We start from the raw sequence: 26,786 nt of genomic DNA on the forward strand, positions 1-26,786 counted from the left end.
CACAGCCGGAAAGGTGAGGCGAGCCGGGGGCATCGCCGCGCCCGGCGCGCCACAGTGGGTCAACCGAAGGGGACGGTCACGTGTTCACCCGTGTCGCCATCGTCAACCGTGGTGAGGCCGCGATGCGGCTCATCCACGCGGTCCGGGAACTGGCCGCGGAGACCGGCAGCCGGATCGAGACCGTCGCGCTGTACACCGACGTCGACCGTACCGCCACCTTCGTCCGCGAGGCGGACGTCGCCTACGACCTGGGTCCCGCGTCCGCCCGCCCGTACCTCGACCTGAAGACCCTGGAACGTGCGCTGGTCGAGACCGGCGCGGACGCCGCGTGGGTGGGCTGGGGTTTCGTGGCCGAGGACCCGGCGTTCGCCGAGCTGTGCGAGAAGATCGGCGTGACGTTCGTCGGGCCGAGCCCGGACGCCATGCGCAAGCTCGGCGACAAGATCGGCGCGAAGCTGATCGCCGAGGAGGTCGGCGTGCCGGTCGCGCCGTGGAGCCGCGGCGCGGTGGAGAGCCTGGACGACGCGCTGCGGGCGGCGGCCTCGATCGGCTACCCGCTGATGCTCAAGGCGACAGCAGGTGGCGGCGGGCGCGGCATCCGGGTGATCCGCAGCGACGCCGAGCTGGCCGACGCCTACGAGCGCACCAGCCAGGAGGCGGCGCGGGCGTTCGGCAGCGGCGTGGTGTTCCTGGAGCGCCTGGTCACCGGCGCCCGGCACGTCGAGGTCCAGGTGATCGCCGACGGTCAGGGCACCGCGTGGGCGCTCGGCGTCCGGGACTGCTCGGTGCAGCGGCGCAACCAGAAGGTGATCGAGGAGTCCGCGTCGCCGGTGCTGAGCCCGGAGCAGACCGCGGAGCTGAAGGCGTCGGCGGAGCGGCTGGCGGTCGCCGTCGGCTACCGAGGCGCGGCCACCGTCGAGTTCCTCTACCACCCGGGTGACCGGCTGTTCGCGTTCCTGGAGGTCAACACGCGCCTGCAGGTCGAGCACCCGATCACCGAGTCGACCACCGGGTTCGACCTGGTCAAGGCGCAGCTGCACGTGGCCGGCGGCGGGCGCCTGACCGGTGAGCCGCCGGTCGAGCGTGGGCACGCGATCGAGGCGCGGCTCAACGCCGAGGACCCGGACCGCGACTTCGCGCCCTCTCCCGGCCGGATCACCCGGCTGGACCTGCCCGCCGGGCCGGGCATCCGGGTCGACACCGGGGTCAGCGAGGGCGACACCATCCCGGCCGACTTCGACTCCATGATCGCGAAGATCATCGCGTACGGCCGGGACCGGGACGAGGCGCTGGGCCGCCTGCGCCGGGCGATGGCGAACACCATTGTGGTCATCGCCGGCGGCGCGACGAACAAGAGTTTCGTGCTCGACCTGCTCGACCAGCCCGAGGTGATCGACGCCAGCGCGGACACCGGCTGGATCGACCGGGTACGCGGCGAGGGCCGCCTGGTCGGGCACCGGCACTCCGCCGTGGCGCTGGCCGCAGCCGCGATCGAGGCGTACGAGGAGGACGAGACCGCCGAACGGCAGCGGCTGCTGTCCACCGCGGCCGGTGGACGCCCGCAGGTGCAGCACCGCAGCGGCCGGCCGCTGGACCTGAAGCTGCGCGGCGTGACCTACCGGATGCGGGTGGCCCGGGTCGGCGCGCACCGGTTCCGGGTCGGCGTCGAGGCCGGCGGCGACGTGCGCACCGCCGACGTCGAGCTGGACCGCTTCGACCGGCACACCGGCCAGATCGCCGTCAACGGCGCCCGGTTCCGCCTGCTCACCGACACCCACGGCCCGGTCCACCTGGTCGAGGTGGACGGTGTGACGCACCGGATCAGCCGCGACGAGGGCGGCGTGCTGCGCTCCCCCATGCCGGCGCTGGTGGTCGCCACGCCGCTTCAGGTCGGCGCGGAGGTCGAGGCCGGCGCGCCGGTGCTGGTGCTGGAGGCGATGAAGATGGAGACGGTGCTGCGGGCGCCGTTCCGGGCCCGCCTCAAGGAGTCGTCGGTGGCGGTCGGCACCCAGGTGGAGGCCGGGGCGCCGCTGCTGCGCCTGGAGCCGATCGCGGAGTCCGACGCCGAGCCGGCCGCCGGCCCGGCCGGACCGGCTGTCGAGCTGGACCTGCCCGCGGCGCCCGCCGACGTACCGGCGCGGTCCCGGGCCGAGCGCGGCCAGGAGGACCTGTGCGCGCTGCTGCTCGGCTACGACGTGGACCCGCACGACGAGCGGCGGGTGCTCGACGACTACCTGGACGCGCGGCGGGCGGCCACCGAGGCGGGACACCGGCCGCTGGCCGAGGAACTGGAACTGGTGAACGTCTTCGCCGACCTGGCGGAGCTGAGCCGTAACCGGCCCGGCGGTGACGACGGGCCGGGCGGGCACGTGCACAGCGCCCGCGAGTACTTCCACACCTACCTGCAGAGCCTCGACGTCGAGCGGGCCGGTTCCCCGGACCCGTTCCGGGCCCGCCTGGCCAAGGCGCTCGGCCACTACGGCGTCACCGAGCTGGACCGCTCCCCGGAGCTGGAGGCCGCGGTCTTCCGGATCTTCCTGGCCCAGCAGCGGGCCGCCGCCGACGCCACGGTGATCGCCGCGCTGCTGCGCTCCTGGCTGCGCGAGCCGCCGCCGGACGAGGCGCTGCGCGAGCCGGCCGGTCTCGCGCTGGAGCGGCTCGTCGCGGCCACCCAGGTCCGCTTCCCGGTGGTCGCCGACCTGGCCCGGGGCGTGGTGTTCGCCTGGTTCGCCCAGCCGCTGCTGCGCCGCAACCGGGCCCGCGTCTACGCCCAGGTCCGCACCCACCTGCGGCACCTCGACGCGCAGCCGGACGCGCCGGACCGCGCCGAGCGGATCGCCGAGATGGTCCGCAGCACCGAGCCGCTGGTCCGGCTGCTCGGCCAGCGCCTGGTCCGCAACGACGTGGACAACGCGGCAATGCTGGAGGTGCTGACCCGCCGCTACTACGGCAACAAGGCGCTCACCGAGGTCAGCACCCGCACCGCCGGTGGCTGCACGTTCGTGGTGGCCGGGCGGGACGGGTCGAGCGTGGTCTCGGCCGCCGTCCGGTTCGACGCGCTCGGCGACGCGCTGCGCGGCCTGGCCGAGGTGGCCCGGGACTGCGAGGCCGTCGACGCGGACGTCTACCTGGCCTGGGAGAACCAGCCGGAGGACCTGGACGCCACCGCCGCCGCCCTGCTGGAGGTGGTGAACGCGCACCCGCTGCCGCAGCAGGTGCGCCGCCTCACCACCACTGTCGCCGGCCGCGCCGGCGCGGTGATGCACCACCACGTCACGTTCCGCCCGGCCGAGGGCGGCGGGATGGCCGAGGAGCGCCTGATCCGGGGCCTGCACCCGTACATCGCGCAGCGGATGCAGCTGGAACGGCTGCGCGAGTTCGACCTGACCCGGCTGCCGTCGCTGGACGAGGAGGTCTACCTGTTCCAGGCGGTCGCCCGGCAGAACCCGTCCGACCAGCGGCTGGTGGCGTTCGCGCAGGTGCGTGACCTGACCGGGCTGCGGGAGCAGGACGGCCGGCTGGTGGCGCTGCCGACCACCGAGGACACGGTGGCGGCCTGCATCGACTCGATCCGCCGGGCGCAGTCGCGGCGGCCGTCGAAGTCGCGGTTCCCGACCAACCGGATCGTCGTCTACGTGTGGCCGCCCAGCGAGCTGACCCGCGAGGAGATGGAGCTGATCGCCGGCCGGGTACGCCCGACCACTGTGGGCGCCGAGCTGGAGGAGATCCTGTTCATCGCCCGGCAGCGCGACCGGCGTACCGGCGAGCTGACCAAGGTGGGCGTGCGGATCACGTTCGACGTCACCGGGCACGCGCAGCTGACGGTGGGTGAGCCGCCGGCCGAGCCGGTCGAGCCGCTCGACGACTACCGGCTGAAGGTGTTGCGCGCGGCCGGGCGCAACACGGTCTACCCGTACGAGCTGACCGGCCTGCTGGGCGACTTCGTCGAGCACGACCTGGACGCGCACCACCGGCTCGTGCCGGTGGACCGGCCGAAGGGCCGCAACACCGCGGCGATCGTGGCCGGTGTGGTCACCACGGCGACGCCGCGGCACCCGCAGGGCGTGACCCGGGTGGTGCTGCTCGGCGACCCGACCAAGTCGCTGGGGGCGCTGTCCGAGCCGGAGTGCCGGCGGGTGATCGCCGCGCTGGACCTGGCGCAGCGGATGGGCGTGCCGCTGGAGTGGTACGCGCTGTCCGCCGGCGCCCGGATCTCGATGACCTCCGGCACCGAGAACATGGACTGGGTGGCCGCGGCGCTCAAGCGCATCGTCGAGTTCACCCAGGACGGCGGTGAGATCAACATCGTGGTGGCGGGCATCAACGTCGGCGCGCAGCCGTACTGGAACGCCGAGGCGACGATGCTCATGCACACCAAGGGCGTGCTGGTCATGACGCCGGACTCGGCGATGGTGCTCACCGGCAAGCAGTCGCTCGACTTCTCCGGTGGCGTGTCCGCCGAGGACAACTTCGGCATCGGCGGCTACGACCGGGTGATGGGCCCGAACGGGCAGGCGCAGTACTGGGCGCCGGACCTGCCGGCCGCGCGGGACGTGCTGATGGCGCACTACGACCACACGTACGTCGCGCCGGGCGAGCACGCCCCGCGCCGGGCCGTCACGATGGACCCGGTGGACCGGGACATCTGCGGCTATCCGCACGCGGCGGCCGGCAGCGACTTCGCCACGGTGGGCGAGATCTTCTCCGCCACCGCGAACCCGGACCGCAAGAAGCCGTTCGACATCCGTACCGTGATGCGGGCCCTCGCGGACCAGGACCACCCGGTGCTGGAGCGGTGGGCCGGCATGGCCGACGCGGAGACCGCTGTGGTGCAGGACGTGCACCTCGGCGGCATCCCGGTGTGCCTGCTCGGCATCGAGTCCCGCTCGGTGCCCCGGCACGGCTTCCCGCCCACCGACGGCCCGGACACCTACACCGCGGGCACGCTGTTCCCGCGCTCGTCGAAGAAGGCCGCGCGGGCGATCAACGCGGCCAGCGGCAACCGGCCGCTGGTCGTGCTCGCCAACCTGTCCGGCTTCGACGGCTCACCCGAGTCGATGCGCAAGCTGCAACTGGAGTACGGCGCGGAGATCGGCCGGGCGATCGTCAACTTCCGCGGCCCGATCGTGTTCTGCGTGATCTCGCGCTACCACGGCGGCGCGTTCGTGGTCTTCTCCAAGGCGCTCAACCCGGACATGACGGTGCTGGCGATCGAGGGGTCGTTCGCCTCGGTGCTCGGTGGCGCGCCGGCCGCCGCCGTGGTGTTCGCCGGTGAGGTCGCCGCCCGCACCGCCGCCGACGCGCGGGTACGCGACCTGGAGGCGAAGGTCGCCGCCGCGGCCGGCACCGAGCGGGCGACGCTCACCGCCGAGCTGGACGAGCTGCGCTCGTCGGTGCGAGCGGAGAAGCTGGGCGAGGTGGCCGCCGAGTTCGACCGGGTGCACAGCATCCAGCGGGCGGTCGAGGTCGGTTCGGTCGACGCGGTGGTCCGCGCCGCCGAGCTGCGGCCCCGCGTCATCGAGGCGATCGAGGCGCGTCTGCGCTGACACGTCGCACCGCCGGACGGCGGGCGGGCCTTCGGGTCCGCCCGCCGTTTCGCGTGCGCCGGTGCTTGACGGGCCCTCCGTCGCATGGTCTGCTCAATCGGTAATGGAAACCGTGTTCGTTAGCGATGACGGAGGACCCATGTCGCTCACCGTTCCGCCCGCCCTGCTGCGCGCCGCCGAGACCGGTCCCGTGGACGAGGAGGCGTTCGTCGCCTGCGTCCGCGACTCCCTGCCGTACGCCTGGGAGACGGTCAGCCGGGTGGCCGCCGACCTGGCCGCGTCCGACGCCGAGTTCGCCGACAACGTGGTGCCCCCGCCGGGCGACGCCGAGCGCGGGCAACTGCTGCGCGCGCTGGCCAGCGACGCCATCCGCGCCGGTCTGGAACGGCACTTCGGGGTGACGCTGGCGTTCCAGAACTGCCACCGGGTGGCAGCCTTCCGCCCCGGCGCGGCCGGCTCCGAGGCGTACCGCCGGTTCACCTCCAGCCGGGGTCAGCTGCTCAACCAGTCCCCCACGCTGCGCAACTGCTGACCGGACGCACGGGCGGGCGGGCCACCGCCCGCCCGTGGCACTGCTCAGGCGGCGCAGCGGTCGCAGGTGCCGAAGATCTCCAGGGTGTGCCCGACGTCGGTGAAGCCGTGCTGCGCGGCGACCTGGTCGGCCCACCGCTCCACGGCCGGGCCGGCCACCTCCACGGCCCGGCCGCAGCGGCGGCAGACCAGGTGGTGGTGATGGCGGCTCTGGCTGCATCGGCGGTAGAGGTGCTCGCCGCCGGGCAGCCGGGCCGAGTCGATCTCGCCGTTGTCGACGAGCATCTGCAGCGTCCGGTAGACAGTGGTGAGGCCGACCTTCGCCTGCCGCTGGACGAGCATCTGGTGCAGCTGCTGCGCGCTGTGGAAGCCGTCCAACTCCCGCAGCAGCGCCAGCACCTCGGCGCGCTGGCGGGTGTTGCGGGTCGCCCCGGTCGTCGCCTGGGTCACCGTCGCCTCCCTCGTCCGGGCGCCCGCCCGGCACCCTCGGCCGGCCGCGGCCGCACCCGGCGCGCCACGTGACACCCGGAACCATTATGCCTTCCGGCCACACCGCCGATCCCCGGTCGGCGACGGTCCGCCGGGCCGGGGTGTGACGTGATCGACCACCCGGGCCGGAACTATCCGGCGCACCGCGCCGACAAACGGTACGAACACCGGATCTTCGAGGGGACGACGTCATGCCCAGCACCACCCGCCGCCGGTTCCTGCGCCCGGCGGCCCTGATCGGCGCCGCCGTGCTCGCCGCGTCGGCCACCGCCTGCGGGTCCTCGGACACGCCGTCCCCCGCCACGTCGTCCTCGGCGTCGGCATCGGCTCCGGCGAGCGCGGCGGCGGGCGTGCTCACCGTCCGTGACCCGTGGGTGAAGGCCGCCGACAAGGGCATGACCGCCGCGTTCGCCACCCTCGTCAACGACGGCGACACCGACGTCACGATCACCGGGGTGACCACCGACGTCTCCCGGGCCGAGATCCACGAGATGGCCATGACCGACGGCAAGATGGCGATGCGGCAGAAGCAGGGCGGCGTCGTGGTCGCCGCCCGCTCCCAGGCCGCCCTGGAGCCCGGCGGCGACCACCTGATGCTGATGGACCTGACCCGCCCGGTGCGCCCCGGCGACCAGCTCGACATCACGCTCACCTTCGCCGACGGCCGGACCCAGACGTTCACCGCCGTGGCGAAGCCGTTCACCGGCGCTCAGGAGAGCTACGCGCCCGGCCACGGCCCGAGCCCGGCGGCATGACCGGCAGGCGGGTGAGCCGGCGCGGCCTGCTCACCGGCGGTGCGATGGCCGCCGGGGGCGCGCTGGCCGGCGCCGGCGCCCTCACCGCCGTCCGTTCCGGCCCTCCCCGGGTACGCCCCGGCGACGCCGTCCCGGTGGCCCAGGTCGGCAGTGCGGTCGAGCCGTTCCACGGCGCCCGGCAGTCCGGGGTCACCACCGACCCGCAGGCGCACGCGGCGTTCGTCGCGTTCACGCTGCGCCCCGGCACCGACCGGGCGGCGCTCGGGCGGATGCTGCGGCTGCTCTCCGACGACGCGGCCCGGCTCACCCAGGGCCGCCCGGCGCTGGCCGACACCGAGCCGGAACTGAGCGTCCTGCCGGCCCGGCTCACCGTCACGTTCGGCTTCGGTCCCGGGCTCTACGCCGCCGCCGGGCTCGACGACCGGCGGCCCGCCTCGGTGACCGAGCTGCCCGCGTTCGGCATCGACCGGCTGCAACCCCGCTGGTCCGGCGGGGACCTGCTGCTGCAGATCTGCGCCGACGACCCGCTCACCGTCGCCCACGCCCAGCGGGTCCTGGTCAAGGACAGCCGCCCGTTCGCCGTCGTCCGGTGGGTGCAGCAGGGCTTCCGCCGGGCCGCCGGCGCCGAGCCGGGGCGTACCCAGCGCAACCTGTTCGGGCAGCTCGACGGCACCGCCAACCCGAAGCCCGGCACACCGGCGGACACCGCGGTGTGGGTGACCGACGGACCGGACTGGCTGCGGGACTCGACCACGCTCGTGGTGCGGCGGATCAGCATGAACCTGGAGACCTGGGACCTGCTGGGCCGCGCCGACCGGGAACTCGCCGTGGGGCGGCGCCTCGACACCGGCGCACCGCTGACCGGCCGGGCCGAACACGACGAGCCGGACTTCGCGGCGCTCGGCCCGGACGGGCTCACCGTGATCCCCGACTTCTCGCACCTGACCCGGGCCCGCGTCACCGACGACCGGCAGAAGATCCTGCGCCGGCCGTACAACTACGACGGCGTGCCGACCCCGGAGGGGACCGCCGACAGCGGGCTCGTCTTCGCCTCGTACCAGGCCGACATCGCCCGGCAGTTCCTGCCCGTCCAGCGCCGGCTCGCCGAGCGCGACCTGCTCAACGAGTGGACCACCCCGATCGGCTGCGCCGTGTTCGCCGTACCGCCCGGCTGCCCCGAGGGCGGCTGGATCGGCTCTCCACTGCTCGGCTGACCACCACAGGAAAGGCGCGTCATGCGTACCCGTTCCGTCACCGCGCTGCTCGCCGCGGTCCTCACCGCGCTGCTGCTGGTCCCGGCCACGCCCGCGGCGGCCCACAACTCGCTCCAGGAGGCCACCCCGGCGCGCGACGCCCGGCTCACCGCCGCGCCGGCGCAGGTCACGCTGCGGTTCCTGCAGGGACTGAACCCCTCCTTCACCACCATCACGGTCAGCGACGCGGCCCAGCGCACGGTGCCCACCGGCGCACCGGCGGTGGACGGTCCCACCGGCACGGTGACGATCGACGAGCCGCTGGGCAACGGCACCTACACGGTCGCGTACCGGGTGGTGTCCCGCGACGGCCACCCGGTCCAGGGGTCGTACCGCTTCACCGTGGCCGACCCGGCCGCGCCCACACCGTCGGCGGCTCCCACGTCGGCGGCGGCTCCCGCATCGGCCGACGTGGACGGGGCGGGCGATCCGGACGCCTCCGGGGCGCGGGCCGGCGGCGACGGCCCGCCGGTCGCGCTGCTGGCGGGTGGGGCGGTCGCCGGTCTGCTCGTGGTCATCGGAATCGTGCTGCTGGTCGCGCGCCGGGCGCGCGCTCGTCACACGGACCACTGACGACCGGACCTCGCACGGCGGGGTCGGGCCACGGGTGGGCGGGCCGGCCACGGGTGGGCGGGCCGCGCCCGTCTCAGCGGGCCGGCAGCGGAGCACCGGGCCCGCAGCGGGCGGCGACGGTGAGCGGCCGCTGCCGCCTCAGCGGGCGGGCGGCGGGCCGACGCTGCGGCGCGGCACCAGCGTCGGCGCGATCGTCTGCCGCAGCGGCCCGACGGTCTGCGACTCGATCTGGGCCAGGAGCAGGTCCAGGCTCGCCGCGGCGACAGCGCCGAAGTCCGGCCGGACGGTGGTCAGCGGCGGGATGAAGTACGCCGCCTCGGGCACGTCGTCGAACCCGACCACGCTGATGTCGTCGGGGACGCGGCGGCCGTGCTCGTGCAGCGCCCGCAGCACGCCCAGCGCCAGGTGGTCGTTGGCGGTGAAGACGGCGGTGACCTCCGGCATCCGGGCCAGCATCTGCCCGCACCGGTAGCCCGCCGCCGCCGACCAGTCGGCATGGACCAGCGGCGGGATCTCGGCGCCGGCCTGCCGCAGCGCCTCGCGCCATCCCTCGATCCGGCCGGCGCTGTCGAACCAGTCCGACGGCCCGGACACGTGCCACACCGTGCGGTGCCCGGCGGCCAGGAGGTGCTCGGTGGCGGCCCGGGCGCCCGCGACCTGGTCGACTGTGACAAGCGGGATCGGCCGCCGCGGGTCGCCGTCGACAGTCACCAGCGGCACGTCCTGGGGCAGCCGTTCCAGCGCCTCCCCGGCGGACTCGACCGGCGCGATCACCACGATGCCGGCGACCCGGTGCGCCAGGTGCCGTTCCACGGCGGCCGAGATGGAGCGGTGGTCGAGGTCGCGGACGCTGCCGACGCTCACCGCGAAGCCGGCCTCGGCGGCGGTCTGCTCCAGCGCCGCGAGCAGCGACGCCGGGCCGTAGAGCGTGGTGTTCTGCGCGACCACGCCGATCACCTGGGACCGGCCGGTCACCAGCGCGCGGGCCGCGCGGTTGGGCCGGTAGCCGAGTTCGGTGATGGCGGCCTGCACCCGCAACCGGGTCTGCTCACGCACGTTGGGATGCCCGTTGAGAACCCGGGAGACCGTCTGGTGCGATACCCCGGCGAGGCGGGCCACGTCCGTCATCGCAGGACCGCGCACGGCCACCTCACTTTCGCCACTGCCCGCGGCCACACCCGGTCGATCTCGACCGGACCGTCCCGGGTGGCGACAGTCTACGCCAGCGGTCCCATCGGTATCGGCACCGTCGATCGCCCGTTCCCGCCGTGGCGCGGCGATATCGGGGAATCGACAGGCGGCTCATTCCCTTCCGTTACGCAGTGGCACGAACAGGCAGCTCGGAGCGGGTGGAATTGCGCCCGGGGTGCGGCATTTCCGGCGATTGCCGGAGCCGCACCCCGGGTTGTCGAAGATGTGTCAACGGCCGCGAATGGTGACCGTTGTCACGGTGTCGTCAGCGAGAACTGCCGCACCGTCACCGCGCCGCCGAGGGATTGGGTGGCGTAGTTGAAGAAGCCGAACCGGTAGCCCATGAAGAACTGCCACGCGTTGTTGAGCGTCAGCGCGTTACCGAACGACACGAAGTTCACCCCGTCGGTGCTGTAGGAGAACCGCGCCTGCCGGCCCGAGCCGGGCCGGATGTCGGCGTTCGCCCGCAGCCAGATCCGCCCGCCGGACACCGCCGCACCGGCGATCTCCGTACCGGTGCTCGTGGTGTTCCAGTTCGAGCCCATGGTCAGGCCGTTCGTCATCACCACGCGGGTCGCGCCGTTGTCCCGCCGTACGCCGATCCAGGCCGAGCTGTCCCGCAGCATCGCCAGGCCGGCCCGGTCACCGTCGCGCATGGCCGAGTAGTCCAGCTCGATCGTGCCGGTCGAGGTCGGACCCTGGATGCGGTGGGTGAGCGTGTTGCGGGCCCGGTACAGGTCGTTCGTGACGGTGGCGGTCTGCAACCGCAGGCCGTTGTTCACCGACCACCTGCTGTTGTCCGGGTTGTGGTTCCACTCGTACTGCGGGCCGAGCGTGGTGCCGGAGAACGTGTCGGTGCCGGTGAGCGGCTTGACCGCGCGGGTCGGCAGCGGGTTGGGGTAGCTCGCGCCCCAGGCGCCGTTGACAGTCTGCACCTGCGGCCAGCCGTCGGAGGTCCAGGTGATCGGCGCCAGCGTCGGCATCCGGCCGCCCGGGTACGCGTCGGTGAACGCCATGTAGTACCAGGCGCCGGTCTGCGTCTGCACCAGCCCGCCCTGGTGCGGCACACCGCCACCGGAGATCGGGCCGGGCAGGTTGAGCAGCACCTGCCGCTGCTCGTACGGGCCGAACGGGCCGTTCGTGGACTTCAGCACGTACTGGCCGTTGGCCGGCCGGGTCAGCCAGATGTAGTACGCGCCGTTGCGCTTGTAGAAGCGCGCGCCCTCCAGCGTGCCGATGCTCGACGGCGTCTGGTAGACCTGCTGGGCCCGGACCTGGCTGCGCCCGTCGGCGGAGAGCTGGGCCACGCTGATCGTGCCGTTGCCGTACGCGACGTACATCGTGTCGTTGTCGTCGATCAACATGCCGGCGTCGTAGTAGCAGTTGGGGATGGTGGTCAGGCGGTTCCACGCGCCGTCCACGGCGGTGGCGGTGTAGATGTGGGTCTGCGCGAAGTCGATGCACCCGGCCCAGTAGAACGTGCGGTTGCTCGGCCGGTAGTTCAGCGTCGACGCCCAGATGCCGTCCACGTACGCCTGCTCGCCGGCGCTCAGGTCGTACTTGGTGCCGAACTCCAGCCGCGGCACCGAGTGCCCGGCGAACTCCCAGTTCACCAGGTCCCAGGAGCGCAGCACCGGCGCGCCCGGCGAGTAGTGCATGGTGGAGGCGGACATGTAGTAGACGTCGCCGACCCGGATGATGTCGACGTCGGCGAAGTCCTGCCAGACGGCCGGGTTGGTGAAGCTGCCGCCCGGGGTGCCGGGGTTGTCGCCGACGCGGACGAGCTGCCACTGCTGGTTCGCGCCGTTCCAGTCGTCGTACTGGACGATGTTGCCGCCGTCGGCGGTGGAGGCGTTCTGCACCTCCATCACCTTGTTCGAGTTCCGGTTGATCAGCCGGACGTACCCGCCGTCGGAGTCGGCCAGCCGGAACTGCTGGTTGGTGCCGCCGTGGTCGGTCCACTGGACCACCGCCGCGCCGTTGGCGGTGGACGCGCCGGTCACGTCCAGCACCTTGCCGGAGTGCCGGGACCGCAGCCGGTAGTAGCCACCGCCGGAGTCCACGAACTGCCACTGCTGCCAGGCACCGTCGTTGCGCGTCCACTGGGTGATCCGCGCCCCGTCGTTCGTGGCCTGGTTGTACAGGTCCAGCGCCTTGCCGCTGTTGCGGTTCACCAGCACGTAGTACGCGCTGGTGTCCACCGTGGCCGCGGAGACGGGCGCGGGCACGGCGCCCACCACCACGCCACCGACAAGCAGCGCCACCACCCCGGCCAGCAGCCGGGCCAGGCGTCCACGTCCACGGGACAGTCGAGCCGTCACCATGATCCTCCTTCGTCGACCGGAACCCGGGCACGGCGGCACGCGCCGACGACGTCGGCGTTATCGCTAACAGCGATGCCCACCCAGGCGGGAGTCGGATCCCTGGCAACTGCGGCGCAGATCGCGCCCGGAACGGCCCGCGAGCGGTGCCGGTGACCCTATCCATCGACTGTGAGCGATAACATGCCGTTCGTCAAGCCGTAACGCGGGGCACCGCCGCGCGGGCCGGCACGGTCGGCCGGCGAGGGCTCAGAAACCCCGGGCGAGCCGGTAGTACGCCTGGTTCCAGCGCAGCTCGTCGGCGAAGCGGTGCGGGCGCGTCTCGGCGTCGATGACCACCAGCTCGGTGCGGGCCATCGCGGCCAGGTCGCGCAGCTCCTCCACGCCGACGGCCTGGGACAGCACGGTGTGGTGCGGCGCGCCCGCGGTGATCCACGCCTCCGCCGAGCCGGCCAGGTCGGGCTGCGGACGCCAGACCGCGCGCGCCACCGGCAGCCGGCGCAGCGGGTGCGGCGGCGGCACCACGTCCACCGCGTTGGCGATCAGCCGGAACCGCTCCCCCATGTCGGCCATGCCCAGCACGACGGCCGGGCCGGGCGCGGCGTCGAAGACCAGGCGTACCGGGTCCTCGCGGCCGCCGATGCTCAGCGGGTGCACCTCCGCGCTCGGCACGTCGGCGGCGATGCTCGGGCACACCTCCAGCATGTGCGCGCCGAGGATCAGCTCCTGGCCGAGCGTCAGGTCGTAGGTGTAGTCCTCCATGAACGAGGTGCCGCCCGGCACGCCCACGGCCATCGCCTTGAGGGTGTGCACCAGCACCGAGGTCTTCCAGTCCCCCTCGCCGCCGAAGCCGTAGCCGTCGGCCATCAGGCGCTGCACCGCGATCCCGGGGAGCTGGCGCAGCCCGCCGAGGTCCTCGAAGTTCGTGGTGAACGCCCGGAAACCGCCGGCGTCGAGGAACGCGCGCAGGCCCAGCTCCTGGCGCGCCGCGTACCGCAGCGAGTCGTGCCGGTCCCCGCCGGGCCGCAGCTCGGCGGCGACGCGGTAGGTGTCGTCGTACTCCTTGACCAGGTCGTCGACCTGCGCGTCGGGCACCTGGTCGACGGCGGCGACCAGGTCGTTGACGCCGTAGGTGTTCACCGAGACGCCGAAGCGCAGCTCCGCCTCGACCTTGTCCCCCTCGGTGACCGCGACGTCGCGCATGTTGTCGCCGAAGCGGGCCAGCCGCAGTGTCCGCACCGCCGACCAGCCGATCGCGGCGCGGGCCCAGGCCGCGACCCGCCCGACCACCCGGGGGTCGGTGACGTGCCCGGCGACGGTCTTGCGGGCCACCCCGAGCCGGGTCTGGATGAACCCGAACTCCCGGTCGCCGTGCGCCGCCTGGTTGAGGTTCATGAAGTCCATGTCGATGTCGTCCCACGGCAGCGCCACATTGGCCTGCGTGTGCAGGTGCAGCAGCGGCGTGCGCAGCGCGTCCAGCCCGGAGATCCACATCTTGGCCGGGGAGAAAGTGTGCATCCAGGCGATCACCCCGACCGCGCCCTGCACTGCCGCGTCCCGGCAGGCGGCGAGGATGTCCGCGCTGGAGGTGAGGACCGGCTTCCAGACCACGCGTACGGGGATGTCCGGCGACTCGTCCAGGCGCGCGGCGATCTGCCGGGACTGCTCGGCGACCTGCCGCAGGGTGTCCTCGCCGTAGAGGCCCTGGCTGCCGGTGAGGAACCAGACCTCGGGCTGGGGGTGAGTTGCCATGTTGTTGCCTTCCGCGCTAGGAACCGTCACTTGAACCGGATGCCGATGAGGCGCTGGAGGAGGATGAACGCGAACAGCAGGCCGCCGATCACGATCTTGGTCCACCAGGAGTTGAGGCTGCCGTCGAACGTGATCAGCGTCTGGATCACGCCCAGCACCAGCACGCCGAGCACGGTGCCGAAGACGTACCCGGATCCGCCGGTGAGCACGGTGCCGCCGATCACCACGGCGGCGATCACGTCCAGCTCCATCCCGACGGCGATCAGCGGCGCGCCGGACAGCGTGTAGAACGACAGCAGGATGCCGCCGATCGCCGAGCAGAGCCCGCTGATCGTGTAGACGGCGATCCGGGTCCGCGCCACCGGCAGGCCCATCAGCAGCGCCGACTGGGCGTTGCCGCCGACCGCGTACACGTTGCGGCCGAACCGGGTGTACGCCAGCACGTACGCCGCGATCAGCACCACCGCGAACGCGATCAGCACGCTGATCGACACGAAGTTGCCGGCCGGGTCGCCGATGCGCTGCTGCGACATCGAGGTCCAGAAACCGTCGGTGATGGAGATCGAGGCGTCGCTGATGAACGTGCACATGCCCCGGGCGAAGAACATCCCGGCGAGTGTCACGATGAACGGCTGGATCTCGAAGAAGTGGATCGCGCAGCCCATCAGGAAGCCGAGCGTCGGGCCGATCAGCAGCGCGATCACCAGCACCAGGGCCGCGGGCAGGCCGTCGCGCAGCAGCGCGGCCGACACCATCGCGGTCATCGCCACCACCGAGCCGACGGACAGGTCGATGCCGCCGGTGAGGATCACGAACGTCATGCCGACCGCGACGACGAGCAGGAAGCCGTTGTCGATGAAGACGTTGAAGACGACCTGGACGTTGGAGAAGGCGCGGTACTGGGACACGCCGATGCCGTACATGACCAGCAGCAGGGCGAGCGTGGCCAGCACCGGGACGTGCCGCCGGGGCAGGCTGGGCCGCCAGGAGCGGCCGGTGGTCAACGACGTGCTGCTCATGCCGGCACCTGCTCCTTCTCCCGCTGCGGTGCCGCCGGGCCGGGTTCGGCCCCGCGCCGTCGCCGGCGCAGCCGGGCCCGGAACGCCGGGGCCTGCACGAGGCAGACGGCGATGACGACGACCGCTTTGAACAGCAGCGACGTCTGCGGCGAGATGTTCATCGCGTACACGGTGGTGGTCAGGGTCTGGATGATCAGCGCGCCGAGGACGGTGCCGCCGAGGGAGAACCGGCCGCCGGCCAGCGACGTGCCGCCGATGACGACCGCCAGGATCGCGTCGAGCTCGATCCACAGGCCGGCGGCGTTGCCGTCGGCGCTGGAGACGTTCGCGGTGACCATGAAGCCGGCGATCGCGGCGCAGGCGGCGCTGATCACGTAGACGAGGAAGACGATGCGCCGCGACCGGATGCCGGCGAGCCGGCTGGCCTCGGCGTTGCCGCCGACCGACTCGACGATCAGGCCGAGCGCGGTGCGGCGGGTGAACGCGGCCACGAGCAGCGCGGCGGCGAGCGCGATCAGGATGGCCAGCGGCAGCGTCAGGAAGTGCCCGAGCCCGATCGCCCGGTACGGACCGGAGTTGATGGTGATGATCTGGCCCTCGGTGACCAGCTGGGCGATGCCCCGTCCGGCCACCATGAGGATCAGCGTGGCGATGATCGGCTGGATGCCGATGACCGCCACGAGTATCCCGTTCCAGGCGCCGAGCACGAGCGCGGTGCCGAAGGCCAGGGCCAGCGCGGTGGCCACCGTGGCCGGGCTGTTCTGGTCGGCCGCCCCGCTGATGTGCAGGCAGGCGATCGCGCCGCTGATCGCGCAGAGCGACCCGACCGACAGGTCGATGCCGCCGGTGGCGATGACGAGCGTCATCCCGAGCGCGACCAGGATCAGTGGCGCGCTCAGCCGGAGGATGTCGATCGGTGTGCCGTACAGGTGGCCGTTCTTGACCTCGACGGCGAGGAAGCCGGGACGGTAGACGGTGTTCGCGGCGATCATGACCACGAGCACGAGCGCCGGCCAGAACAGGCGGTGGCCGGTCAGCGGGCGGAGGCGGTCGGCGACAGCGGTCATCGGGTCACCTCCTCCCGGGGCGTTCCACTGGCGATGGTGCGCATGACGCGGTCGGCGTCGAGCGTGTCGTCGTTGTCGAGCTGGGCGACCATCTCCCGGTCGCGCATCACCGCGACGCGGTGGCTCAGGCGCAGCACCTCCTCCAGCTCGGCGGAGATGAACAGCACCGCCATGCCGCCGTCGGAGAGCTGCACCACCAGCTTCTGGATCTCGGCCTTGGCGCCGACGTCGATGCCGCGGGTCGGCTCGTCCAGGATCAGCAGGCGCGGCTCGGTGATCAGCCAGCGGGCCAGCAGCACCTTCTGCTGGTTGCCGCCGGAGAGGTTGCGCACCGGCAGCTCCGGGTTGGCCGGGCGGATGCTCAGCGCCTCGACGTACCTGCGGACCAGCTCGTCCTGGCGGCGGCGCGGGATCGGGCGCAGCCAGCCGCGCGCCGCCTGCATCGCCAGGATCATGTTCTCCCGGACGGTGAGTTCCGGGACGATGCCCTCGGCCCGGCGGTTCTCCGAGCAGAACCCGACGCCCTGGCCGATGGCCTGGATCGGGTTGCGGACCGGCGCCCGGCCGCCGTCGAGCCGGACCTGGCCGTGGTCGGCCCGGTCCGCGCCGAAGATCAGCCGCGCCACCTCGGTCCGGCCGGAGCCGAGCAGCCCGGCCAGGCCGACCACCTCGCCGGCGTGGATGCGCAGGCTGAACGGGGCGACCGCGCCGCGCCGGCCGAGTTCGGCGGCGTCCACCAGCGGGGCCGCGCCGCCGGCGTCGACCGTGGCGCGCTTCTGCTGCTCGTCGAGCCGCTCCAGCACGTCCAGCTCCTGCCCGATCATCTTCTCGACCAGGCTGAACTGCGGCAGCTCCTCGGTGCGGTACTCCCCCACGAGCCGGCCGTTGCGCAGCACCGTGATCCGGTCGGCGATGCCGTAGACCTGGTCGAGGAAGTGGGTGACGAACAGGATCGCGATCCCCTCGTCGCGCAGTTGCCGCATGATCCGGAACAGCTGCGCGACCTCACCGGCGTCCAGGCTGGACGTCGGCTCGTCCAGGATCAGCACCCGGGCCCGCACGTCGATCGCCCGGGCGATGGCGACCATCTGCTGCACCGCCAGCGAGTACGAGCCGAGCGGCGCGCCGACGTCGAGGTCGAGGTCGAGCCGGGCCAGCAGGTCGCGGGCCCGGCGGCGCATCTCGCCCCAGCGCACCGCGCCGAACCGGCGGGGTTCCCGGCCGATGAAGACGTTCTCCGCCACCGACAGGTTGGTGCAGAGGTTGACCTCCTGGTACACGGTGCTGACACCGGCCGCGGCGGCCTGCATCGGACCGGTGAACGAGACCTGCTCGCCGTCGAGCGTGACGACGCCCGCGTCGGTCCCGTAGACGCCGGTCAACACCTTGATCAAGGTGGACTTGCCGGCGCCGTTCTCGCCCATCAGGGCGTGGACCTCGCCCGGGAACAGCCGGAAGTCGACGTCGTGCAGCGCGCGGACCCCGGGGAAGGTCTTGCTGATGCCGGTCATGGTCAGGACCGGACGGTTACCCGTCATCCCATCGGACCTCTTCTTCGACGGTGGTGGTACGGGGGCCGCCGTCGGTTGCGACGGCGACCCCCGGGTGACTCAGTACTTGCGGTTGGGCAGTGCCTCCTTGGCCTGCTCCTGGGTGAACGTGGTCTCCTCGGTCTCGATCCGGGCGGGCACCTCCTCGCCGGCCTTGACCTTCTTGACCAGGTCCATCAGCTGCGGGCCGAGCAGCGGGCTGCACTCGGCGATGAAGTTGAACTTGCCGTCCGCGAGGGCCTGCATGCCGTCCTTCACCGCGTCGACGGTGATGATGGTGATGTCCTTGCCGGGCTCCTTACCCGCCGCGGTGATCGCCTCGAGCGCGCCCAGGCCCATGTCGTCGTTGTGCGCGAAGAGCACGTCGATCTTCGGGTTGGCCTTGAGGAACTGCTCCATCACCTGCTTGCCGCCGGCGCGGGTGAAGTCACCGGTCTGCGAGGCGACGATCTTCAGGTTGGGGTTGGCGGCGATCGCCTCGGCGAAGCCCTTCTTCCGGTCGTTGGCCGGCGCCGAGCCGGTGGTGCCCTGCAGCTCCACGATGTTGACCGGGCCGGACGCGGACTTCTTCTGCTCCACCAGCCACTCGCCGGCGAGGCGGCCCTCCTTGACGAAGTCCGAGCCGAGGAACGTCTTGTAGAGCGACTTGTCGGCCGAGTCGACGGCGCGGTCGGTCAGGATCACCGGGATCTTGGCGTCCTTGGCCTCCTTGAGCACGGTGTCCCAGCCGGACTCCACCACCGGCGAGAAGGCGATCACGTCGACCTTCTGCTGGATGAAGTTGCGGATCGCCTTGATCTGGTTCTCCTGCTTCTGCTGGGCGTCGTCGAACTTCAGCTCGATGCCCGCCTCGGCCGCCGCCTCCTTGATCGAGGTGGTGTTGGCGGTGCGCCAGCCGCTCTCGGCGCCCACCTGGGAGAAGCCCAGGACGATCTTGTCGTTGCCGTCGCCGGAACCGCCGCCGGTGTCGCTGTTGCCGCACGCGGCCATGCTGGCGGCGAGCAGCACGCCGGCGAACGCCGCGATGACCGTGCGTGCCGTGCTCCTGCTTCTCATCGATTCTCCTCCGGGGGTTGGATGTTCCGGGCGCACGTCCGGCGGGGAGCCGGAGCGGCCCGGGTGTGGTGGTGGGGGGGTGCGCGGCGCGGTCCGGGGTCAGTGCGCCGGCGGGCGTTGGCCGTACACGTTCTGGTAGCGGTCGTAGAGCGAGTCGATGTCGGCCGGCGCGATCGGCACCGGCCGGCCGAGCGCCCGGGCCAGGTGTGCGGTGCGGGCCACGTCCTCGCACATCACTGCGGCCTTGACCGCCGCCCGGGCGTCGCGGCCGATGGTGAAGACGCCGTGGTTGCGCATGAGCACCGCGGGTGAGCGGTGCCCGGACAGCGTGCTGACGATGCCCTTGCCGATGTCGTCGCCGCCGATCAGCGCGAACGGTCCGATCGGGATCTCCCCGCCGAACTCGTCGGCCTGCGCGGTCAGCCAGCACGGGATCGCCTCGCCGCGGGCCGCCCAGGCGGTGGCGTACCCGCTGTGCGTGTGCACGACGCCGCCGACCTCGGGCATCGCGCGGTAGACGTAGGCGTGCGCGGCGGTGTCGCTGGACGGGGCGCCGTCGCCGTCGACCACCGCGCCGTTGAGGTCGCAGACCACCATGGCCGCCGCGGTCAGGTCGTCGTAGTCGACGCCGCTGGGCTTGATGACCATCAGGTCCTGACCGGGTACGCGGGCCGACACGTTGCCGGCGGTCCAGGCCACCAGGTCGTAGCGGGTCAGTTCGCGGTGCAGGCGCGCCACCGTCTCGCGCAGCGCGTCGACCTGGCTGTTCATCCGACCACCTCCAGGGTCGCGGCGGCGCGGTCCGCGGCGGCGTCGACCGCCGCGTTGCGGATCGCCCGCAGGCGGAGCATGACGTCGTTCGCGCCGCGGCCGAAGTGGTCGTGCAACGCGCGGTACTCGGCGTACAGGGCGTCGTAGGCCCGCACGTTCTCCGGTACGGGCCGGTAGACGGCCTCGTCGATGCGCCCCATCGCGGCGGACGCCTCGTGGATCGTCGGGTACGCCCCGGCGGCGACAGCCGCGTGGATGGCCGAGCCGAGCGCCGGGCCCTGGGCGGAGCCGATGATGCTCAGCGGCCGGTCGGTGACGTCGGCGTAGATCTGCATGAGCAGCCGGTTGGAGGTGAGCCCGCCGGCCACCACCAGGTCGTCGACGGGCACACCGGCCTGCGCGAACGCCTCGACGATCATCCGGGTGCCGTACGCGGTGGCCTCCAGCAGCGCCCGGTAGACGTCCGGCGGGCGGGTGGCGAGCGTCAGCCCGACGACCAGCCCGCTGAGGTCGTGGTTGACCAGCAGGGACCGGTTGCCGTTCCACCAGTCCAGCGCCACCAGCCCGTGCGCGCCGACCGGCTGGGCGGCGGCGGCCTCGGTGAGCCGCTCGTGCGAGTCGAACCCGGCCGGGGCGGCGTGGCGGACGAACCAGCCGAAGATGTCCCCCACCCCGCTCTGCCCGGCCTCGAAGCCCCAGGCGCCGGGGCTGATGCCGCCGTCGACCACGCCGCACATGCCCGGCACCTCGGCCGGGTGGGTGCCGTTGAGGACGTGGCAGGTGGAGGTGCCCATGATGGCGACCAGACGGCCGGGTCGCAGCGCCTGGGCCGACGCGGCGGTGACGTGGGCGTCGACGTTGCCGGCCGCGACCGCGATGCCCTCGGGCAGTCCGGTCCAGGCGGCGGCGCGGGCGCTGAGCGTGCCGGCCCGCGCGCCCAGCGGCAGCAGCGGACCGTCCAGCTTGGTCACGAAGTCGGCGAAGCCGGGGGCGAGCGCGGCCAGGTAGTCCGCCGACGGGTAGCGGCCGTCCTGCCGGATGCCCTTGTAGCCGGCCGTGCAGACGTTGCGGCTCTCGGCGCCGCAGAGCTGCCACACGATCCAGTCGGCGGCCTCGATGAAGCGCTCGGCCCGGCGGTAGACCTCCGGGTCCTCCTCCAGGATCTGCAGGCCCTTGGCGAACTGCCACTCCGCGGAGATCTTGCCGCCGTAGCGGCCGAGCCACGGTTCGCCGCGTTCGGCCGCCAGCGCGTTGATCCGGTCGGCGTGCGGCTGCGCGGCGTGGTGCTTCCAGAGCTTCACCCAGGCGTGCGGGCGGTCGCGCAGATGCGGGATCTCGCACAGCGGCGTGCCGTCGGCGAGCGTCGGGAGCACGGTGCAGGCGGTGAAGTCGGTGCCGATGCCCACCACCCGGGACGGGTCCACGCCGGCTTCGGCGAGCGCGGCCGGCACCGCGTGGCGCAGCACGTCGCGGTAGTCGTCCGGGTCCTGGAGGGCCCAGTCCGGGGGCAGCGCCGCGCCGCCGTCGGGAAGCGCGGTCTCGATGACCCCGCGCCGGTACTCGTGCACCGCCGTACCGAGTTCGGCGCCGTCCCGGACGCGGACCACGAGCGCCCGCCCGGACAGCGTGCCGAAATCGACACCGATCACGTACCGGTCGGACGCGTCCACTTCGCTCATTTGCACCTCCGCCGTGTCACGGAGTTAGTGTTAGCGCTCACATATACATCCGTCAAGACACCTCCGGGCAACAGCTACGTAACGAGGGGCCACCCTCGCCGGACCACCGCGGCCGGGCGGCACGGACCGGCGGGGCCGCGCCCGAAGGAGATCCACACGGGCGCGCTCCCGGTCCGGCCGACGAGCCCCGGCGAACGTCTTGTTAGCGACAACAATCGATGCCCTAGTGGATCGTCGAGCGGCCGCGATCGACGCTGCGGGCTCCGGCCCGCAGAGAGGGCCTCCCGAGGTCGCACAGCGCCCCTCAGCGGCACTTTTCCCGGCCCCGACACCCGCGCGAACGGTCGCCGGCACGGGCCGGCCGGGCCGTCTCGCTATTTACAGGGTTTGATGTCAGCGATAACATTCTCGCCATCCCTGCTTCGTGGCGCCGCCGTCCGGGAAACCCCGGCGCCGCAGCCGGGCGGCGACGCGGACGGCGACCCCGTCGACCGCCGGACCCCACCACCCACGAGCGCCCGCCGGTGACCGGCCGGCCCCTCTCCACTGCCGTGCCGCGTACGTCCCCGCGCACCCCGGGCGACGCCGCGCGATCGGCGGGCCGCTCCCAACCGGACGCCGGCACGGCCGGCGCCCGGCGACCGAGGAGGATCAGTGCGCAGATGGACCCGACGGACGCTCGCCGTCCTGGGCGTCGCGGCGGTGGCGCTCGCCGCGACAGTCACCGACCAGGCCGTGGCCCCGCGTCCCGCACGGGCGCTGGACAACGGCGTCGCCCGTACCCCGCCGATGGGGTGGAACACCTGGAACACCTTCGGCTGCAACATCAACGAGACCCTCATCCGCCAGACCGCCGACGCGATCGTCAGCAACGGCCTGCGCGACCTCGGCTACAAGTACGTCGTCGTGGACGACTGCTGGTTCGACCCGAACCGGGACGCGCAGGGCAACCTCCAGGCGCACCCGCAGCGGTTCCCCAGCGGGATGAAGTCGCTCGGTGACTACCTGCACGCCAGGGGCCTGCTGTTCGGCATCTACCAGGTGCCGCTGGACAAGACCTGCGCCCAGGTCGGCGGCGCGTTCCCCGGCGCCACCGGCAGCCTCAACCACGAGTACCAGGACGCGCGGCAGTTCGCCGCCTGGGGCGTGGACTACCTCAAGTACGACTGGTGCTCGTCCACCGGCACCATCAACGACCAGGTGGCGCGGTTCGGCATCATGCGCGACGCGCTGGCCTCCACCGGCCGGCCGATCGTCTACAGCATCAACCCCAACAGCTACCACGCCAAGACCGGGCCGCAGCGCAACTGGAGCGACGTGGCGAACCTCTGGCGGACCACCGAGGACATCACCAACGCGTGGAACACCGGCCAGACAAACGGCTACCCGATGGGCATCCAGAACATCGTCGACGTCACGGTGCCGCTGGCCGGGTACGCCGCGCCCGGCGGGTTCAACGACCCGGACATGCTCGAGGTCGGCCGCGGGGGCATGAACGACACCGAGATGCGCAGCCACTTCGCGCTCTGGGCGGTCCTGGCCGCGCCGCTGATGATGGGCAACGACGTACGGTCGGCGAACGCGGCCACGCTGGCGATCCTGCGCAACGCGAACCTGGTCGCGATCAACCAGGACGCGCTCGGCCGTCAGGCGGCCCAGGTCTCCTTCGACGGCACCCGGCGGGTGCTGGCCAAGCCGCTCGCAAACGGCGACGTGGCGGTCGCCCTGTTCAACCAGGGCGGCTCGACCACCACCGTCTCCACCACGGCGGCGGCGGTGGGCAAGAGCGGCAGCTCGTTCACGCTGCGCGACGCGTGGACCGACGCCACCTCCACCACCACCGGCACGATCTCCGCCAGCGTGCCCGCGCACGGCACCGTGGTCTACCGGGTCAGCGGAGGCGGCACCACCACCCCGCCGCCGGTCCCGACCACGTTCCGGCTGCGCAGCGAGTCGTCCGGCCGGTGCCTCGACGTGGACAACGCCGGCACCGCGAACGGCACCGGGACGCTGATCTGGGACTGCCACAACAACGCCAACCAGCAGTTCACCGCCAACGGCCAGGCGTTGCAGGTGCTGGGCAAGTGCCTGGACGTGCCGACGAACGCGACGGCCGGCACCCGGGTGCAGATCTGGGACTGCAACGGCGGCACCAACCAGCAGTGGACCATCAACGGCAACGGCACGGTGAGCAACGGGCGCTTCCCGTCGCTGTGCCTGGACGTCGACAACGCGGGCACCGCGAACGGCACCCGGGTGATCGTCTGGACCTGCCACGGCAACGCCAACCAACGGTGGAGCCGGGCGTGAGCGGCTACGGCCGGTGAACGGCGGCCGGCCGGACGAAGGGGCGAGCGTCCGGCCGGCCGTCACCGGGCGCCGGCCGCCCGGCGCTTGTTCCAGATGTCGAACGCCACGGCGACGAGCAGCACCAGGCCCTTGACCACCGACTGGACGGACTGGTCGACGCCCATGAGCTGCATCCCGTTGCTCATCACCGCCATGATCAGGCCACCCACCATGGCGCCGACCACGGTGCCGACGCCACCGGTGACGGCCGCGCCGCCGATGAACGCCGCCGCGATCGCGTCCAGCTCGAACATGTTGCCCGCCGCCGGCTGGGCCCCGTTGGAGCGGGACGAGTAGATGACGCCCGCCACGGCGGACAGGAAGCCCATGTTGACGAAGATCCAGAAGTTGACCCGCTTCACCCGTACGCCGGACAGCATGGCCGCGGGCAGGTTGCCGCCGATGGCGTACACCTGGCGGCCGAACACCGTGCGGCGGGTGAGCAGGCCGTAGACGAGCACGAGCACTGCGAGCACGATCAGCACGATCGGCAGGCCCCGGGCGTGGGCGAGCTGCCAGGCGAACCACATGACCACGGCGCCGACCACCACGATCCGGAGCACGAACAGCGGGAACGACTCCACCGGCTGCTCGTGGCGCACCCGGGCGACCCGGGTCCGGAACACGCTCACCGCGTACCCGACCACGGCGAACGCGCCGATGAACAGCGTGAAGGCGTCGTAGCCCTGGCCGCCCAGCAGTCCGTTGAGGAAGCCGGCCGCGACCCGCTGGTACTCCTCCGGGAACGGCGACAGCGAGATGTTGTCCAGCACGCGCAGCGTCAGTCCCCGGAACAGCAGCATGCCGGCCAGGGTGACGATGAACGCCGGGATGCCGGCGTACGCGACCCAGAGCCCGTGCCACGCGCCGACCGCGACGCCCACCGCGAGCGCGGCCAGGACGCCGGCCCACCAGGGCATGCCCTCGCGGATGACCAGCACCGCCGAGACCGCTCCGGTGAGCGCCACCACCGATCCCACGGACAGGTCGATGTGCCCGCCGATGATCACGATGACCATGCCGATCGCGAGCACCAGGATGTAGGAGTACTGCAGGACGATGTTCGTCAGGTTGCCGGGGCTCAGCGAGACGCCGTCGGTGAGGACGGCGAACAGCGCGACGATCACCACCAGGGCGATGTAGATGCCGCTCTGCCGCAGGTTGCCCAGGATCAGCGCGCGCGGGTCGCTGGTGCCGGTGTGCAGGGTCGCCGCCGCGCCGGTGTCCGGCGTGGCGACCTTCGTGGCGGGAGGAGGCTTCGTGCTGGTCATCGGACGAGATCCCTGTCCTTGGTCATGAGTTCCATCAGGTTCTCCTGGGTGGCCTCGGCCACCGGCGTCTCCCCGGTGATCCGGCCGGCCGCCAGGGTGTAGATGCGGTCGCACATGCCGAGCAGCTCGGGCAGTTCGGAGGAGATGAGCACGACGGCCTTGCCGTCGGCCACCAGCCGGTTGACGATCGTGTAGATCTCGAACTTCGCGCCCACGTCGATGCCCCGGGTCGGCTCGTCGAGGATCAGCACGTCCGGGTCGGTGAACAGCCACTTCGCCAGCACGACCTTCTGCTGGTTGCCGCCGGAGAGCTTGCCCACGACCGACATCACCGTCGGCGCCTTGATGTTCATGTCGCGCCGGCCCCGCTCGGCGACCTGGATCTCACGGTTGCCGTCGATCCAGCCGCGCCGGGCCAGCTTGTCGAGCGCGGCGGCCGAGATGTTTCCCCGCACGTCGTCGATGAGGTTGAGGCCGTAGTGCTTGCGGTCCTCGGTGGCGTACGCGATGCCGTTGGCGATGGCCTCGGCCACGGTGCGCGCCCGTACCTCGCGGCCCCTGACGAACAGCCGGCCCCTGATGTCCCGGCCGTACGCCCGGCCGAACACGCTCATCGCCAGCTCGGTGCGCCCGGCGCCCATCAGGCCGGCGATGCCGACGACCTCCCCGGCCCGTACATGCAGCGAGGCCCGGTCGACGACCAGGCGGTCCTGCGTCGGGTGGCGCACCGACCAGTCCTCGATGCGCAGCACCTCGTCGCCGGGCGTCACGCTGCGGGTCGGGTAGAAGGCGGCCAGGTCGCGGCCGACCATGCCGCGGATGATCCGGTCCTGGGTGACGGCGCTGTCGGACATGTCCAGCGTCTCGACGGTACGGCCGTCGCGGATGACAGTGGTCGAGTCGGCGACGGCGGTGATCTCGCCGAGCTTGTGCGAGATCATGATGCAGGTGATGCCCTGGTCGCGCAGCCGGCGCATCAGGTCCAGCAGGTGCGCCGAGTCGACGTCGTTGAGTGCCGCCGTGGGCTCGTCGAGGATCAGCAGCCGCACCTTCTTGGACAGCGCCTTGGCGATCTCCACGAGCTGCTGCTTGCCGACGCCGAGCTGGATGACCGGGGTGACCGGGTTCTCGTGCAGCCCGACCGACCGCAGCAGCGCCGCGGCCTCCGCGTTTGTGCGGTGCCAGTCGATGAGCCCGCCCCGGCCGCGGCGCTCGTTGCCGAGGAAGATGTTCTCGGCGATCGACAGGTACGGCACCAGGGCCAGTTCCTGGTGGATGATGACGATGCCGCGGGCCTCGCTGTCCTGGATGCCCCGGAACCCGACCGGCTCGCCGTCGAAGACGATCTGGCCGTCGTAGCTGCCCGCCGGGTAGACGCCGGACAGCACCTTCATCAGGGTGGACTTGCCGGCGCCGTTCTCACCGCAGATCGCGTGGATCTCGCCGCGCCGTACGGCGAGCGAGACGTCCTGGAGCGCGGTCACGCCCGGGAAGGTCTTCGTGATGCCCCGCATCTCGAGGATGTGATCGCTCATGGGTATCCGTCCTGCTCGTGGTCGAGGTGTCCGGAGCGGACGGGCCCGGTGGCGCGGTGGCCGCCGGGCCCGTCGCCG

Annotated in this window: 18 protein-coding genes; 6 read left to right on the forward strand and 12 right to left on the reverse strand. The window is 72.4% G+C overall.

Features of this window, described 5'->3' with window-relative positions; all coding sequences use genetic code 11:
• The first annotated feature begins 80 nt into the window (after positions 1–80).
• Positions 81–5,546, forward strand: a complete 5,466-nt coding sequence (locus CLT75_RS10245) for an ATP-binding protein (RefSeq protein ID WP_135240587.1) — start codon at positions 81–83, stop codon at positions 5,544–5,546.
• A 139-nt stretch (positions 5,547–5,685) separates the two neighbouring features.
• Entirely contained in the window at positions 5,686–6,078 is a 393-nt protein-coding gene (locus CLT75_RS10250) for an SCO5389 family protein (RefSeq protein ID WP_135240588.1), read from the forward strand.
• A 44-nt stretch (positions 6,079–6,122) separates the two neighbouring features.
• Here the strand turns inward: CLT75_RS10250 and CLT75_RS10255 are convergent, their stop codons facing one another.
• Positions 6,123–6,527 carry a Fur family transcriptional regulator gene (locus tag CLT75_RS10255; protein ID WP_013286817.1) on the reverse strand — a complete coding sequence of 135 codons (405 nt, stop codon included), beginning with the start codon at positions 6,525–6,527 and terminating at the stop codon, positions 6,123–6,125.
• Between the two features lie 230 nt (positions 6,528–6,757).
• Here CLT75_RS10255 and CLT75_RS10260 point away from each other — a divergent pair, with 230 nt between their 5' ends.
• From CLT75_RS10260 to CLT75_RS10270, 3 genes are read left to right on the forward strand one after another with little or no spacing between them, the layout of a single operon-like run.
• A complete protein-coding gene (locus tag CLT75_RS10260) occupies positions 6,758–7,321 on the forward strand; it encodes a copper chaperone PCu(A)C (RefSeq protein ID WP_135240589.1) in 564 nt (187 codons plus the stop codon).
• Complete coding sequence (locus CLT75_RS10265) at positions 7,318–8,535, forward strand: Dyp-type peroxidase (RefSeq protein ID WP_135240590.1); 1,218 nt, start codon at positions 7,318–7,320, stop codon at positions 8,533–8,535. The genes CLT75_RS10260 and CLT75_RS10265 overlap by 4 nt, the downstream gene beginning before the upstream one ends.
• 21 nt (positions 8,536–8,556) lie before the next feature.
• Positions 8,557–9,147 (forward strand): copper resistance protein CopC, encoded by a 591-nt coding sequence (locus CLT75_RS10270; protein WP_135240591.1) that lies wholly within the window; start codon positions 8,557–8,559, stop codon positions 9,145–9,147.
• A 138-nt stretch (positions 9,148–9,285) separates the two neighbouring features.
• Here the strand turns inward: CLT75_RS10270 and CLT75_RS10275 are convergent, their stop codons facing one another.
• The 9 genes from CLT75_RS10275 to araB form a co-directional block, all read right to left on the reverse strand.
• Positions 9,286–10,275 carry a LacI family DNA-binding transcriptional regulator gene (locus CLT75_RS10275; protein WP_209310301.1) on the reverse strand — a complete coding sequence of 330 codons (990 nt, stop codon included), beginning with the start codon at positions 10,273–10,275 and terminating at the stop codon, positions 9,286–9,288.
• A gap of 317 nt (positions 10,276–10,592) precedes the next feature.
• Positions 10,593–12,662 (reverse strand): RICIN domain-containing protein, encoded by a 2,070-nt coding sequence (locus CLT75_RS10280; RefSeq protein WP_486485118.1) that lies wholly within the window; start codon positions 12,660–12,662, stop codon positions 10,593–10,595.
• Between the two features lie 246 nt (positions 12,663–12,908).
• Positions 12,909–14,411: an L-arabinose isomerase gene (araA, locus tag CLT75_RS10285; RefSeq protein ID WP_135240593.1), complete on the reverse strand. Its 1,503-nt coding sequence runs from the start codon at positions 14,409–14,411 to the stop codon at positions 12,909–12,911.
• A 26-nt stretch (positions 14,412–14,437) separates the two neighbouring features.
• Entirely contained in the window at positions 14,438–15,430 is a 993-nt protein-coding gene (gene yjfF, locus CLT75_RS10290; protein ID WP_013286824.1) for a galactofuranose ABC transporter, permease protein YjfF, read from the reverse strand.
• Complete coding sequence (locus CLT75_RS10295) at positions 15,427–16,497, reverse strand: ABC transporter permease (RefSeq protein ID WP_135240594.1); 1,071 nt, start codon at positions 16,495–16,497, stop codon at positions 15,427–15,429. Before CLT75_RS10295 ends, yjfF begins: the two co-directional genes overlap by 4 nt.
• Complete coding sequence (locus tag CLT75_RS10300; RefSeq protein ID WP_135240595.1) at positions 16,494–18,035, reverse strand: sugar ABC transporter ATP-binding protein; 1,542 nt, start codon at positions 18,033–18,035, stop codon at positions 16,494–16,496. The genes CLT75_RS10295 and CLT75_RS10300 overlap by 4 nt, the downstream gene beginning before the upstream one ends.
• Positions 18,036–18,107: 72 nt before the next feature.
• Positions 18,108–19,103 carry an ABC transporter substrate-binding protein gene (locus CLT75_RS10305; RefSeq protein WP_135240596.1) on the reverse strand — a complete coding sequence of 332 codons (996 nt, stop codon included), beginning with the start codon at positions 19,101–19,103 and terminating at the stop codon, positions 18,108–18,110.
• Between the two features lie 99 nt (positions 19,104–19,202).
• Entirely contained in the window at positions 19,203–19,874 is a 672-nt protein-coding gene (locus CLT75_RS10310; protein WP_135240597.1) for an L-ribulose-5-phosphate 4-epimerase, read from the reverse strand.
• Positions 19,871–21,553: a ribulokinase gene (gene araB / locus CLT75_RS10315; RefSeq protein WP_135240598.1), complete on the reverse strand. Its 1,683-nt coding sequence runs from the start codon at positions 21,551–21,553 to the stop codon at positions 19,871–19,873. Before araB ends, CLT75_RS10310 begins: the two co-directional genes overlap by 4 nt.
• A gap of 654 nt (positions 21,554–22,207) precedes the next feature.
• On the opposite strand from araB, the gene CLT75_RS10320 reads away from it, so the two are divergent.
• Complete coding sequence (locus CLT75_RS10320; protein ID WP_135240599.1) at positions 22,208–23,863, forward strand: ricin-type beta-trefoil lectin domain protein; 1,656 nt, start codon at positions 22,208–22,210, stop codon at positions 23,861–23,863.
• A 59-nt stretch (positions 23,864–23,922) separates the two neighbouring features.
• Here the strand turns inward: CLT75_RS10320 and mmsB are convergent, their stop codons facing one another.
• Together mmsB and mmsA are read right to left on the reverse strand one after the other, a co-directional pair.
• Complete coding sequence (mmsB, locus tag CLT75_RS10325) at positions 23,923–25,173, reverse strand: multiple monosaccharide ABC transporter permease (RefSeq protein WP_135240600.1); 1,251 nt, start codon at positions 25,171–25,173, stop codon at positions 23,923–23,925.
• Entirely contained in the window at positions 25,170–26,708 is a 1,539-nt protein-coding gene (gene mmsA, locus CLT75_RS10330; RefSeq protein WP_135240601.1) for a multiple monosaccharide ABC transporter ATP-binding protein, read from the reverse strand. The genes mmsB and mmsA overlap by 4 nt, the downstream gene beginning before the upstream one ends.
• Between the last annotated feature and the right edge of the window lie 78 nt (positions 26,709–26,786).

Source organism: Micromonospora sp. CNZ285, assembly GCF_004637285.1.

Bases quoted from the DNA above. Each gene is read 5' to 3' on its own strand.
- CLT75_RS10250 (WP_135240588.1), top strand. From the start codon at position 5,686: ATGTCGCTCACCGTTCCGCCCGCCCTGCTGCGCGCCGCCGAGACCGGT.
- araB (WP_135240598.1), bottom strand. From the start codon at position 21,553: ATGAGCGAAGTGGACGCGTCCGACCGGTACGTGATCGGTGTCGATTTC.
- mmsB (WP_135240600.1), bottom strand. From the start codon at position 25,173: ATGACCAGCACGAAGCCTCCTCCCGCCACGAAGGTCGCCACGCCGGAC.
- CLT75_RS10305 (WP_135240596.1), bottom strand. From the start codon at position 19,103: ATGAGAAGCAGGAGCACGGCACGCACGGTCATCGCGGCGTTCGCCGGC.
- CLT75_RS10270 (WP_135240591.1), top strand. From the start codon at position 8,557: ATGCGTACCCGTTCCGTCACCGCGCTGCTCGCCGCGGTCCTCACCGCG.
- CLT75_RS10280 (WP_486485118.1), bottom strand. From the start codon at position 12,662: ATGGTGACGGCTCGACTGTCCCGTGGACGTGGACGCCTGGCCCGGCTG.
- CLT75_RS10295 (WP_135240594.1), bottom strand. From the start codon at position 16,497: ATGACCGCTGTCGCCGACCGCCTCCGCCCGCTGACCGGCCACCGCCTG.
- mmsA (WP_135240601.1), bottom strand. From the start codon at position 26,708: ATGAGCGATCACATCCTCGAGATGCGGGGCATCACGAAGACCTTCCCG.
- araA (WP_135240593.1), bottom strand. From the start codon at position 14,411: ATGGCAACTCACCCCCAGCCCGAGGTCTGGTTCCTCACCGGCAGCCAG.
- CLT75_RS10310 (WP_135240597.1), bottom strand. From the start codon at position 19,874: ATGAACAGCCAGGTCGACGCGCTGCGCGAGACGGTGGCGCGCCTGCAC.
- yjfF (WP_013286824.1), bottom strand. From the start codon at position 15,430: ATGAGCAGCACGTCGTTGACCACCGGCCGCTCCTGGCGGCCCAGCCTG.
- CLT75_RS10300 (WP_135240595.1), bottom strand. From the start codon at position 18,035: ATGACGGGTAACCGTCCGGTCCTGACCATGACCGGCATCAGCAAGACC.
- CLT75_RS10275 (WP_209310301.1), bottom strand. From the start codon at position 10,275: ATGACGGACGTGGCCCGCCTCGCCGGGGTATCGCACCAGACGGTCTCC.
- CLT75_RS10265 (WP_135240590.1), top strand. From the start codon at position 7,318: ATGACCGGCAGGCGGGTGAGCCGGCGCGGCCTGCTCACCGGCGGTGCG.
- CLT75_RS10260 (WP_135240589.1), top strand. From the start codon at position 6,758: ATGCCCAGCACCACCCGCCGCCGGTTCCTGCGCCCGGCGGCCCTGATC.